Raw genomic sequence first — 11,806 nt, forward strand, 5'->3', positions numbered from 1 at the left:
CCTTCGTTGGTCGCCCCGGACACAGAGCGCTACTCCCCCAGCTGTTCCGCCACCTGGCGCAGCGCGGCGACCACCGCGTCGGCGTTCGCGGTGTGGTCTTCGCGCGTCGCGGCGACCGTGGTGCGGCCGAGCCAGGCCGGGTCGTCGACGGGGAGGGTCACGACGCCGGCCGGCACGGCGGGCGCGGCCAGGGCCGGCACCACGGTGATCCCGAGGCCGGCCGCGACCAGGCCGAGGCGGGCGGGCCAGTCGCGCATCACGTACGCGAGGTGCGGGTCGGCCAGGGTCGGCCACGCGCCGAACTGCGGTTCGCCCTTGAGCCCGGCGCCGGCGATCCAGGGTTCGCCGGCCAGCTCGGTCACCGCGACCCGGGTGCGGTCGGCCAGCCGGTGCTCGCGAGAAACCGCGACGCGCAAGCCGGTTCCGGGCAGCTGCGCCAGGCGCAGGCCGTCGAGGTCGTAGGACGGCAGGTCCGGGCCGACCGCGACCACCGCGACGTCGATCCGCCCGGCGCGCAGCTGCCGCAGCTGGGCGGGCGTGGCCGCCACCCGGGGCTCGACGAGGAGCCCCGGGTGGCGCCGGCGGACTTCGGCGACGGCGCGCGGGACGAGGACCCACATCGCCGTCGGGTACGCGCCGAGCCCGACCCGTCCGGCGAGGCGGTCGGCCAGCTCCGCGAGATCCCGGTCCACGGCGTCGATCTCGCTCAGCACAGTCGCCGCGCGACGGGCCACGGCCGCACCCGCCGGGGTGGGCGAGACTCCGCGGGCGCCGCGCACGAACAGCGGGGCGCCCGCGGCCGTTTCGGCGGCGGCCACCTGTCGGGACACCGCCGACTGCGTGTAGCCGAGCAGTTCGGCGGCCGCGGTGAAGGACCCGGTGCCGGCGACGGCGTGGACGACTCTCAGCGCGGTGACGGTGAACTCGGCCATGCCCCCATCTTGAGGCATGCGGTCTCGTCATGTCTGTTCTTCTTGATCATCGCTGGTGGAATGAGTGCCCGGTGCCCACGATGGAAGGCGAAAGCCCTTTGCGATCTCGAGGAGAAAGTCATGAGCAAGACCTGGTTCATCACCGGCGCGTCGCGCGGCCTCGGCCGGGTGTGGGCCGAGGCGGCGCTCGGCCGTGGCGACCGCGTCGCCGGCACCGCCCGGAACCCGGCCGCGCTCGAACCGCTCACCGCCCGGTTCGGCGACGCGTTCGTCCCGGTCCGGCTGGACATCACCGACCGTGCGGCGGTGTTCGGCGCCGTCGCGCACGCCGCCGAGCGGCTCGGCCGGCTCGACGTCGTCGTCAACAACGCCGGCTACGGCCAGGTCGGGCTGCTCGAAGACCTGACCGAAGCCGAGCTGCGCGCGCAGCTGGAGACGAACTTCTTCGGCACGGTGTGGGTCACGCAGGCGGTGCTGCCCGTGCTGCGGACCCAGCGCTCCGGCCGGATCCTGCAGGTCACGAGCGAAGGCGGGGTCCGCGCGTACCCGGGTCTCGGCGCCTACCACGCGTCGAAGTGGGCGGTGGAAGGCCTGACGGAGTCGCTGGCCCAGGAGGTCGCCGCCTTCGACGTGCACGTCACGATCGTCGAACCCGGCCCCTACGCCACCGAGTTCGGCGGCGACAGCCTTCGCGTCAGCGCCGAACACCCGGACTACGCCGCCGTCCGCAGCACGCTCGCCCCGGCCTTCGAGCTCGGCGACCCCCTCGCCACGGGCCCGGCCATCCTGGCCGTCGCGGACGCCGAAGCCCCGCCGCGACGCGTGTTCTTCGGCAAATCGTTCGCCGACGTCGAGCAGATCTACGCCGAGCGCCTGCGCACGTGGCACGAATGGCAGCCGGTCGCGCTGGCGGCGTTCGGTGAGCCGGCCCGGCAAAACGCCTGACGACCGTCGGTACCCACGGCCGCCGTGGCGCGCGTCGTCGAGCCGGCTTCGGGCGGCTGGTCCACACGTCCATCAGCACACCCGCGGGCCACCGCCCCGCTCGGCCGGCCGGGCTCACAACCAGCCGCGGCGGCCGGCTTCGGCGCCGGCCTGGAAACGGTTCTTCACGCCGAGCACCACCAGCAGTTCGGCAACCCTGCGGCTGTAGGTGCGCGGCGACAACCCGATCCGGCGGCAGGCCACCTCGTCGGGCTCGTCCGAAGCCAGCACGGGCAGCAGCACAGCCAGCCGAGGGGGCAGGCCGGCGTCTTGGGGAACCCGACCGGACGACCAGAGCTGCCGGTGGAGGGCGACGAGGGCGTGGACCAGCACGGGGTCGCGGATGAGCTGGAAGCCATCGGCGAGGACAGTGTGGTCGAGGGGTAAGCAGGCGACGCGGCGGTCGAGGATGGAGAGCTTGAAGGGGATGCGGCCGACGACGCGGGCCTGGCCGCCGGCGCGGTGCACGATCGCGCCGAGGTTGCGGTCGGCGAGGAGGCCGGGCTGGGTGGTGAGCTGCCGGACGGCCACGCCGCGGTCCAGTGCGGCGGTGAGCGTCTGCGGGCCACGTGCCTGGATGCGTTCGGGGACACCCGCCCGGATCAGGTACCCGGTGTCGTCGCAGCTGAGGAGTTCGCGGGACACCGCGGCGCGCAGGGTCCCGATGACTCCCCAGATGCGGGAACGCGGTCCGGTGACGATCCGGGCCGGGACCGCCTGGCCTCGGCGGGCGCGGAAATCGGACTCGTCGAGCGCGGCGAGCAGCCGGGCGTGGACGTCCCCCATGCAATCCCCCTCCGTGGCGAGTTCTCGCCAACACCCTGCGCTGCCGGGCCCGGTGCGTACAGGCTGCTGCCATGGACGAACTGGCCGATCTCGTCACGCCGCTGGCGGTGCGGGCGGCGGTGGCACTGGGCCTGCCGGACAGGATCGCAAACGAGCCGGTTCCCGTCGAGGTCCTCGCCGCCGACCTGGGTACCGACGCGGGCGCGCTCGCGCGGCTCGTCCGGCTGCTCGCCACGCGGGGGATCGTGACGGTGACCAGCGACGGAGCGGTGCGGCTCGCTGCCGCGGGCGCGTGCCTCGTCTCCGGGACGTCGGCCGCCGCGCGCCTGGACTGGACCGGCGCGGCCGGCCACCTCGACCGGGTCTTCATCGCCGATCTGCTCACCGTGCTCCGGACTGGCCGCAGTGGTCGCGACCTGTGGGCCGAGCTGGCCGAACCAGCGCTCGGCGCGTCCTTCGACCGGCTGATGACCGCCCGGTCCGCGGAGTGGGTGCCGTCGGTGGCCGAGCTGGACCTGTGGGCCGGCGTGCGGAGCGTCGTCGACGTCGGGGGCGGCCGGGGGCACCTGCTGCGTGCCCTCACGGCCAGGTGGCCACATTTGCGTGGTGTGCTCGTCGACCGGTCGGGAGCCGCTGACGTACCCGCGGCCGTCGAAGTCGTCGCCGGCGACTTCCGCGACCCCCTTCGTGCGGGAGCCGACGTCTACGTCCTGGCCCACGTCCTGCACGACTGGCCCGACGACACCGCCAGGACGATCCTGCGTCGCGCCGCCGAGGCCGCCGGCGCGACGGGCGTGGTGCTGGTGATCGAGCGCCTGCTCGACCACGGCGGCCACGACGCCGCGCACCAGGATCTGCGCTTGTTCGTCCTGTTCGGCGGCCGCGAGCGCACGCGCGCCGAATTCGAGTCGCTCGGCCGGGACGCGGGCGTCACCCTTGACTCCGCGCGGCCGACCCAGTCCGGTCGGTACGTGCTCACGTTCCGACCTGTTCCCGACCACGAGGAGATCCCGTGCCCACGTTCCGCCGGCTGACCGTCGCTCTGGCCGTGCTCGTGCCCCTGACCACGCTGACCAGCCCGGTCGCCGGTGCCGCCCCGGCTGCCGGCGCCGCGGACCAGCTCACCTCAGCCCCGCTCGACCAGCTGATCGGCGCCGTCGTGGAGCGGCTGCAAACCGGCGACACCGTGGCCGCCGCGAAGTGGCCCACGCGGGGGCCCATCGAAGACCCCGCGCGCGAGAAGGTGGTCCTCGACGCGGCGTCGGCGGGTGCCACCGAGCGCGGACTCGACCCGGCCGGCGCGGTCGCCGTGTTCGGTGACCAGATCGCGGCGAGCAAGACCGTGCAGTACGGGCTCTTCTCCGACTGGACGGCGAACCCCGAGCACGCCCCCACCACGATCCCCGACCTCAGCCAGATCCGCCCGATCCTCGACCGGATCACCGGGGAGCTGCTCGACGGGATGGTGGCCACGAAGTCCCTGCGGACCTCGGCGGTGTGCGGGGTGGCGGTGCGCCTGTCGGCGGAGCGGGCCTCGTTGCGGACCCACTTCGACCAGCTGCACCGGACAGCGTTGGACCGCGCCGTCCGGTCGCTGTGCGAATGACGGCCCTCCCGGCGCGGGATGGTCGCGCGGTAAGCCGCCAGGTGAGCACGGGAGCGTGGTTCGTCCACTTGCGACGGTGACCGGCCGGTGCGCTCGTACCGATGGCCGGCCGCCGCGCTAGGGCTCAGCGCTGCCGGTGCGTGAACGCGGCGAACTTCGCCTGGGCCTCCGCGGTCACCACGCGTTCGGAGAAGAGCCGGACCTCCTCGTCCAGCCGGTGGGCCACGGCGGCGTTGTCGCGCATGAGCCGCTTGGTGGTGGCGAGCGCGGCCGCAGAGCGGGTGGCGAGGTCGCGCACCGCGGTGAGGGCGGCGGGGCCGAGCTCACCGGCCGGCACAACGTGGTTCGCGAGGCCCCACGCGACGGCGGTCGGGCCGTCGACGGTGCGGCCCAGCGCGAACATCTCGTACGCGCGGACGTGCCCGATCCGGGCGGGCAGCAGCAGGCTGGCGGCGGCTTCCGGCACCAGGGCCAGGTCGACGAACGGGCAGGACAGCCGGGCGTCCTGGCTGACGAACACGACGTCGCAGTGCAGCAGGAGCGTCGTGCCGACGCCGACCGCCCGGCCGTGCACCGCCGCGACGACGGGTTTGGTGGCGGTGGAGAGCGCACGCAGGAAGCGGAAGACCTGCCGGTCCGAGCCGGTGACGACGGCGTCGTCGGTGACGAACTCGGCGAGGTCGTTGCCCGCGGTGAAGCTGTCGCCCTCGCCGCGCACCAGGATGGCGCGAACGCCGGGATCGTCCTCGGCGGACTCGAGCGCGTCGGCCAGCACCGAGTACATCGCCTCGGTGAGCGCGTTCTTCTTGCCCGGCCTCGCCAGCGTCAAGGTGAGCACGTGCTGTTCGGTCTCGATCCGGACGTCGTCGGTCACGAGTCCTCCTCTGTGGACGGACGGGGGCGCGCTCAGATTTCGTCGGCGAGCGCGCGGAACTGCTCGACCGTCCGCACGCGTTCGGCGCGGCTCGCGCCGGAAGGGGTGATGGTGATCGTGGTGACGCCGACTTCCGCGTGCGCGGCGAGGCGCTCGCGGACGTACGATGCGGGGCCGACGAGCGAGATCGCGCGCAGCAAGGACTCCGGGACCGCGGCTTCGGCTTCCGTCTTCTTCCCCGCCAGGTAGAGGTCCTGGATCTGCTCGGCCTCGGCTTCGTACCCGTAGCGGCGGGCGAGGTCGTTGTAGAAGTTGCGGCCCTTCGCCCCCATCCCGCCGAGGTAGAGCGCGAGCGTCGGGCGCATCGAGTCGAGCACGGGGCCCGGGTCGTCGGTGATGCGGAACACCGCCTGTGCCTCGATCTGCAGGGGTGGCAGGCCGTCGAGCCGCTTCGCCGCGCCGTCCGCCAGCGCCTGGCCCCAGACGTCCTTCGCCTTCTCCGGCAAGAAGAAGAACGGCTGCCACGCTTCCGCGAGTTCCGCGGTGAGAGCGACGTTCTTGGGGCCGATCGAGGCGATCATGATCGGGATCCGGTCGCGCACCGGGGTGTTGATCAGCTTGAGGGGCTTGCCCAGACCGGTCCCTTCGCTCTCCGGCAGCGGAATGCGGTAGTGCTTGCCCTGGTGGACGAGGCGTTCGCGGCGCCAGACCTGCCGGCAGACGTCGACGATCTCGCGGGTGCGCGCGAGCGGTGCGTCGTAGGGCACGCCGTGGAAGCCCTCGACGACCTGCGGGCCGGAAGCGCCGAGGCCGAGGACGAACCGGCCCTCGCTCACGTGGTCGAGCCCGGCGGCGGTCATGGCGAGCAGCGCCGGTGTGCGCGTGTAGATCGGCAGGATCCCCGAACCGAGCCGGATCCGGCTGGTCAGTGCCGCGAGCGCACCCAGCTGGCTCACGGCGTCGAACGTGTACACCTCGGCCACGTACGTGATGTCCGCGCCGGCGCGCTCGTACGCGACCACGTCGTCGGCCAGGTCGCGAAAGCCGCCCTTCGCGCTGTACTCGTTGTAGATGCCGACAAACACGGTTCGCCTGCTTTCGTCGAAGGGTCGCCCGTACAGAGTTGCTCAACGAGACTCACTCGTCAACCGCTGCTGTGACTCAAGTTCCAGCACCCTGACTTTGCAAAGGCCTAGCCAGTGGATAAGGTGGTGACGCCGGGGTCACCTGTCATTCGAAGGAGCAAGTGCATGAAGCCAGCCCTCAACCGACGTGTGGCGATGACCGGGATCGGGGTCGTCTCGCCGGTGGGCATCGGCGTGAAGGCGTTCTGGGACGGCCTCTCCCGCCCCGCCGCCGCGGCGAACGTGCGGCGGCTCAGCGGGTTCGACCCGCGGCTCTGGATGTCCCACATAGTGGCGCGCACGTCGGACATCGCGACGCAGATGGCCGTCGCGGCGGCGGACGAGGCCCTCACCGACGCCGGTCTCCTGATCAGGCGCGACGCCGACGATCCCGCCCCCGGCCTGGCCGGCGTCGAGCCCGAGCGCGCCGCCGTCAGCCTCGGCACGGGTATCGGCGGCGTGTCGACGCTGGAAGCGCAGGCCGAGGTCCTGGGCCGGCTGGGCGAGCGCAAGGTCTCCCCGCACGTCGTGCCGATGACGATGCCGAACGCGGGTGCCGCCGCGCTGAGCATCCGCTACGGGCTGCGCGGTAGCGCGTCCGTCATCACCACCGCGTGCGCGGCCGGGACCGACGCCATCGCCGCGGGCGCCAAGCTCATCGCGTCCGGCGCGGCCGACGTCGTGCTCGCCGGCGGCAGCGATTCCAGCCTGACGCCCACGTGCATCGCCGGGTTCACGAACATGCGGGCGCTGAGCCGCAGCGGGATCTCGCGTCCGTTCGATGTGGACCGGGACGGCCTGGCGGCGTCGGAGGCGAGCGGGATCCTCGTGCTGGAGCCCCTCGACTCGGCCCTCGCCCGCGGCGCGCACGTGTACCTGACCATCGACGGCACCGCCTCCACCGCCGACGCGCACCACGTCACCGCGCCCGCCCCGGACGGCGCCGGCGCCGAGCGGTGCATGCGCATGGCGATCGAGGACGCCGGTTACGCGCCGCGGGACATCACGCACATCAACGCCCACGGCACCTCGACGGCGCTGAACGACGCCGCCGAAGCCCACGCGATCCGCCGCGTCTTCGGCGCGGCGCGGCCGCTCGTGACCAGCGTCAAGGGTGCCACCGGGCACTCCTTCGGCTCGGCCGGTGCGGTGGAGGCGGTCGTTGTCGCGCTGACGATGGCGAACGAGCTCGTCCCGCCGACACTCGGACTGTCCACTCAGGACCCGGAACTCGACGTCGACGTCGCGCGCGAGCCCACCCCGTGGACACCCGGACCGGTGCTGTCGAACAGTTTCGGTTTCGGCGGGCACAACGGCAGCCTGGTGTTCACGCCGGCCGGGTGATGGTGGCGGGCCGGTCGGTCGGGACGGCATAATCACTTGCGCGCCGCCGTAACGTGAGCAGCACCCAGGGATACCCGGCCGAGGAGCTGCGCGTGCCGTTCACCGATTCGACCGAACCCGTCCCCGCCGAGTTGACGACCGAAGGGTTCAGCTTGCGGCCGATCGTGGCCGAAGACACGGAGCTGGACTACGCGGCCGTGATGGAAACGCGTGAGCACCTGCGGTTGTGGCGCCAGACGGCGTGGCCCGAGGACGACTTCACGGTGGAGGCGAACCGGAAAGACGTCGTCGACCTCGAACAACGCCACGCTGCGCATCGTGCGTTCACGTACACGGTGCTCGACCCGGCCGGCACCAGGTGCCTGGGCTGCGTGTACGTCTTCCCCACGAGCGCCACATTCCTAGCGAACTGCACCGTGATTCCGGTCGGCGACGACGAGTGGGCGGACGTGGATGCCGTCATCTTCTTCTGGGCTCGGCTGTCCCAGGTCGAGAGCGGCATGGACGAGCGCCTTCTCGCCGCGCTCCGTGCGTGGTTCAAGGACGGGTGGAAGCTCGACAAGACCGTCTACGTCACGAGTGAGCAGTTCACGCAGCAGGTGGATCTTCTGCACCGCAGCGATCTGGACCTGAAGTTCGAGCTGCTCGAGCCCGGCAAGCCGAGGAAGCGCCTCGCGTTCGGCTGAGCGGCCGCGCGCCGCGAGCCGGCCCGTCAGCGCGCGTTGGCGGTGGTGCCGGTGATCCGCTCGACGAACTCGGCGACCTTGGCGTCCAGGCCGTAGGCGGTGCGCGTCAGTTCCTCGTTGCCGATGAAGCCGAAGATCGACGACGGGAGGTCGTAGGAGACGCGCGCGTGCCCGTCGGCGTCTTCGTACACCTGCAGCCGGTTCGGGGCCTGCTGTCCGAACCGCGTGTCGTGGCGCATCATGGTTTCGGCGATGAGCGGGTTGCCGTACACGTACTTCTTCGCCTTCACCGCGTGCCCGTAGAAGCCCATCCACTTGCCGTGGTCCACGGTGAAGAAGCGCAGCATCCCGCTCGTGCCCAGAACCTCGGTGACCGCCCGTTCCCACTCCTCTCGCGTCTCGGCGGCCTTGAGGATCTCCGTGAACCTGCCGTACTCCACGTCCCCGAGCACCGCGTCGAACGCGGCGACGACCTCTTCGTACGTCTTGTCCGTGACGTACTCGTAGTTCTCCACTGTGTACTGGGTGATCACGTTCTTCTCCTTTCAGTGAACGAAACGGCCGTGAACGACCGGCGGCAGCCCTCAGTCCTTCCCGGCCGGAGCCGCGCGGTGGCGGACGAACAGCGCGGTGGGCACGACCACGGCCAGCAGCGTGGTGCCACCCACCAGCAGTCCCGTGTGGACGGCGGAGGTGAAGGCCTCGGCCGGGGAGCGACCCGTCACCAGGGTGCGCGAGAATCCGGTGGTGACGATGGTGCCGAGGATGCTGGGGCCGAGCACGCTGCCGAGCTGGCGGAACATGTTCACGGCGGCGCTGGCCATGCCCGCCTGCCCGGCCGGGACGCTGTTCACCGCGGCGGCGGTCGACGGCGCCACGAGCAGCCCGGAGCCGATGCCGACGACGAGCAGGCCGGGCCACATCCGCTCGAAGCCGGCGTACGGGCCGGTGGCGAGCAGGAGCAGCGCTCCGCCGCCCATGATCAGCAGGCCGCCGGTCAGCATCGCGAGGAACCCGACACGGCGGACGAGCCGGGCGGCCGCGGCGCTGACCAGGATGTAGGTGCCGAACATGACGAGCATCCGCAGGCCCGTCGCGAGGGCGCCGAGCTCGCGCACCCGTTCGAGGTCGAGCACGCTCAGCAGTGCGACGCCGACGAAGCCGAACATGGTGGCCGCCGCGACGCCCAGCACGGCCGAGAACGAGGGGCTCCGGAACAGGCGGAGGTCGAGCATCGGGTCGCGGTGGCGCAGTTCGACGCGCACGAACGCCACGAGGGACACCGCGAAAACCACGTAGACCGCGACGATCCGCCCGGCCGTGTAGCCGGCGGACGCGCCCTCGATGATCGCGTAGGTCGCCGACGCCACGACGATCGTGCCGAGCACGACGCCGCCGAGATCGAGGCGCCGCGACGGATACCGGCTCTCCGGGACCAGCGACGGCGTGAGGGCGAGCGCCACGAGACCCAGCACCACGTTGATGAGGAACACCGCGTGCCAGCCGAAGTCGTCGAGCAGGACGCCCGCGGTGAGCGGGCCGATCGCGAGCCCCAGGCCGGAACAGCTCGCCCACACGCTGATCGCGCCGGTGCGCTCGCGCGGGTCGGCGAAGGCGTGGCTGACGATCGACAGGCTGGCCGGCAGGATCGCGGCACCGCCGACACCCATGAGCGCCTGCGCGGTGATCAGCGCTCCGGCACTACCCGAGAAGAACGCGAGCGCGCTGCTCGCGGCGAACACGGCCACTCCGGAGAGGAACACCGCCCGGCGGCCGACGAGGTCGCCGAGCGTGCCGGCGGACATCACGAGGCTCACCACCAGCAGGCTGTAGGCGCTGCTGATCCACACGAGCTGGCTCGGCGACGTGTGCAAGTCGTTCTGCACGGCCGGCAACGCGGAGATCGTGGACGAGACGTTGACGAACGCCATCATCACCCCGAGGCACACCACGGCCACGCCGGCCCAGCGACCGCGCTGCCCGGGTTCGACGCGCGCCGGCGCCAGCTGACTTTCTAAAGACATAGTCAGCAAGCTAGCACCCTGACTATGCCGAGCACTAGACAGGTAGGGTGATAGCCATGACACACCCCCGTGCGGACCGGCCGGAGTCGCCGGAAGAGCGTCCCGTGTTCACGCGGGTCGGAGGTTTCGTCGACCGCGACGCGTGGACGGCGGAAGGCTGGTGCAAGATCGAGCGCTCGCTGGAGGTCGTCGGCACGCGGTCGGCGATGATCCTGATCCGCGAGGCTTTCTACGGTGGCCGGCGCTTCGACGAGCTGACCCGGCGCACCGGCCTGAGCGACGCCGTCGCGGCGAAGCGGCTCAAGCAGCTGGTCGACGACGGCCTGATGACGCAGCAGCCCTACCGCGAGCCCGGGTCGCGCACGCGCCACGAGTACGTGCTGACCGACCGCGGACGCGCGCTCTTCCCGGTAGTGGTGGCGCTGATGGAGTGGGGAGCCGGGCTGGGCGGGCCTTCCGCCGGGGTCGAGCTCGTCCACGCCGGCTGCGGTGAACCGCTGGCCGCCGCGGTGCGCTGCACGGCAGGCCACGACGTGTCCATCGAGGACACTCAGGCGCGGGTCAAGCGCAGCCGCTCCCGGCGCTGACCGGCTACGCACCGGCCTCACTTCCCGCCGTTTGAGACCGCCGCGCCCGGGAGGCGCGCAGGTTGATGGCGTTGCCGCACGCGCGGACGTCGTGCCAGACACCGCTGTTGTTGCGTGACCGGTCGTAGAACACGGCGCGGCAGATCGGGCTGCGGCAGGTTTTGAGCCGCCGCCACTCGTCGCGCCGCTGGGCGCGGTGGACCCCGAGCAGGACCGCGCCCGCGACGACCTGCCACCCGGTTCCGGCCGGTTCGAGCACCAGCCGGCCGGCGGCGTCGTTCCCGGCGACGACGCTCAGGCCGGCCAGCAAGGGCGGTGCCTCGGACGCCGGATCCCCGAGCTGGTCCCGGAGCGTGCGCAGCGCGTCGACATCCGTTGCCCTGAGCCGGACTCGACAGGCGCGCCGGCCCTCCACCGAGGCCCACTCGGCGACCGCCGCGCCGGCCCACGCCTGAGCCGAGCCGACGGACGCGAGCAGGTCCCCGAAGGTTCCGCGGGGGCTGCGGTGGGTGTTCAGCAGGTCCTGCACGAGCCCCAGCCCGCCCGGAGCGGGCACCAGGCCGTAGCGTTCGGTCGCCGGAAAAACCATGGGAACCTCGCAGCCGTCAGCGACACCGGTGTTCGGTCAAGGCCGCACTCGGGCGGAGCCCGCCGACACGGTCGACCCTCACGACGCCGGGACGAAGCGCGGTCCGCTGGTTTCGAAGCCGGCGCGCTTCTCCCGCGCGAACTGCTCCACCGACTGAGGCGGCTTCCCGCCGATCTTCTCGACGACGTCGTTGGTGCCGGCGAACACGCCGTTGCGGTAGTCGATCGCGACGTTGCCCAGGTGCTGCACGAGGTGCGGGTCATAGCCGCG

13 protein-coding genes and 1 pseudogene are annotated in these 11,806 nt (G+C 72.1%); 6 read left to right on the top strand and 8 right to left on the bottom strand.

Annotated elements, in window-relative coordinates:
• Positions 1 to 29 precede the first annotated feature (29 nt).
• A complete protein-coding gene (locus ACIA77_RS48945) occupies positions 30 to 932 on the bottom strand; it encodes a LysR family transcriptional regulator (RefSeq protein ID WP_395893083.1) in 903 nt (300 codons plus the stop codon).
• Positions 933 to 1,052: 120 nt separating this feature from the next.
• Between ACIA77_RS48945 and ACIA77_RS48950 the strand changes: the two genes are divergently transcribed.
• Complete coding sequence (locus ACIA77_RS48950) at positions 1,053 to 1,877, top strand: SDR family NAD(P)-dependent oxidoreductase (protein ID WP_395893084.1); 825 nt, start codon at positions 1,053 to 1,055, stop codon at positions 1,875 to 1,877.
• A gap of 114 nt (positions 1,878 to 1,991) precedes the next feature.
• Here the strand turns inward: ACIA77_RS48950 and ACIA77_RS48955 are convergent, their stop codons facing one another.
• Entirely contained in the window at positions 1,992 to 2,702 is a 711-nt protein-coding gene (locus ACIA77_RS48955; protein ID WP_395893085.1) for a hypothetical protein, read from the bottom strand.
• 71 nt (positions 2,703 to 2,773) lie between these two features.
• Between ACIA77_RS48955 and ACIA77_RS48960 the strand changes: the two genes are divergently transcribed.
• Both ACIA77_RS48960 and ACIA77_RS48965 read left to right on the top strand, forming a co-directional pair.
• Positions 2,774 to 3,736, top strand: a complete 963-nt coding sequence (locus ACIA77_RS48960) for a methyltransferase (RefSeq protein ID WP_395893086.1) — start codon at positions 2,774 to 2,776, stop codon at positions 3,734 to 3,736.
• Entirely contained in the window at positions 3,715 to 4,308 is a 594-nt protein-coding gene (locus tag ACIA77_RS48965; RefSeq protein ID WP_395893087.1) for a chorismate mutase, read from the top strand. Before ACIA77_RS48960 ends, ACIA77_RS48965 begins: the two co-directional genes overlap by 22 nt.
• Positions 4,309 to 4,432: 124 nt before the next feature.
• On the opposite strand, the gene ACIA77_RS48970 is transcribed toward ACIA77_RS48965, so the two are convergent.
• Positions 4,433 to 5,182 carry an enoyl-CoA hydratase-related protein gene (locus ACIA77_RS48970; RefSeq protein ID WP_395893088.1) on the bottom strand — a complete coding sequence of 250 codons (750 nt, stop codon included), beginning with the start codon at positions 5,180 to 5,182 and terminating at the stop codon, positions 4,433 to 4,435.
• A 32-nt stretch (positions 5,183 to 5,214) separates the two neighbouring features.
• Positions 5,215 to 6,267, bottom strand: coding sequence for an LLM class F420-dependent oxidoreductase (locus ACIA77_RS48975; RefSeq protein WP_395893089.1), 1,053 nt, complete (start codon positions 6,265 to 6,267; stop codon positions 5,215 to 5,217).
• Positions 6,268 to 6,432: 165 nt separating this feature from the next.
• Here ACIA77_RS48975 and ACIA77_RS48980 point away from each other — a divergent pair, with 165 nt between their 5' ends.
• Both ACIA77_RS48980 and ACIA77_RS48985 read left to right on the top strand, forming a co-directional pair.
• On the top strand, positions 6,433 to 7,650 hold the full coding sequence (locus ACIA77_RS48980) for a beta-ketoacyl-[acyl-carrier-protein] synthase family protein (protein WP_395893090.1): 1,218 nt from the start codon (positions 6,433 to 6,435) through the stop codon (positions 7,648 to 7,650).
• Positions 7,651 to 7,703: 53 nt separating this feature from the next.
• Complete coding sequence (locus ACIA77_RS48985) at positions 7,704 to 8,336, top strand: hypothetical protein (protein WP_395893091.1); 633 nt, start codon at positions 7,704 to 7,706, stop codon at positions 8,334 to 8,336.
• Positions 8,337 to 8,362: 26 nt separating this feature from the next.
• Here the strand turns inward: ACIA77_RS48985 and ACIA77_RS48990 are convergent, their stop codons facing one another.
• Together ACIA77_RS48990 and ACIA77_RS48995 are read right to left on the bottom strand one after the other, a co-directional pair.
• Positions 8,363 to 8,869, bottom strand: coding sequence for a DUF302 domain-containing protein (locus ACIA77_RS48990; RefSeq protein ID WP_395893092.1), 507 nt, complete (start codon positions 8,867 to 8,869; stop codon positions 8,363 to 8,365).
• Positions 8,870 to 8,920: 51 nt separating this feature from the next.
• Positions 8,921 to 10,360, bottom strand: a complete 1,440-nt coding sequence (locus ACIA77_RS48995) for an MFS transporter (protein WP_395893093.1) — start codon at positions 10,358 to 10,360, stop codon at positions 8,921 to 8,923.
• 56 nt (positions 10,361 to 10,416) lie between these two features.
• Here ACIA77_RS48995 and ACIA77_RS49000 point away from each other — a divergent pair, with 56 nt between their 5' ends.
• A complete protein-coding gene (locus ACIA77_RS49000; protein WP_395893094.1) occupies positions 10,417 to 10,947 on the top strand; it encodes a winged helix-turn-helix transcriptional regulator in 531 nt (176 codons plus the stop codon).
• Positions 10,948 to 10,951: 4 nt separating this feature from the next.
• Here the strand turns inward: ACIA77_RS49000 and ACIA77_RS49005 are convergent, their stop codons facing one another.
• Positions 10,952 to 11,536 carry a CGNR zinc finger domain-containing protein gene (locus ACIA77_RS49005; RefSeq protein WP_395893095.1) on the bottom strand — a complete coding sequence of 195 codons (585 nt, stop codon included), beginning with the start codon at positions 11,534 to 11,536 and terminating at the stop codon, positions 10,952 to 10,954.
• A gap of 78 nt (positions 11,537 to 11,614) precedes the next feature.
• Positions 11,615 to 11,806 (bottom strand): annotated as a pseudogene (locus tag ACIA77_RS49010) (hypothetical protein); the annotation flags it as partial.

The sequence above is a fragment of the Amycolatopsis sp. NPDC051903 genome (genome assembly GCF_044452505.1).
Classification (GTDB): domain Bacteria; phylum Actinomycetota; class Actinomycetes; order Mycobacteriales; family Pseudonocardiaceae; genus Amycolatopsis.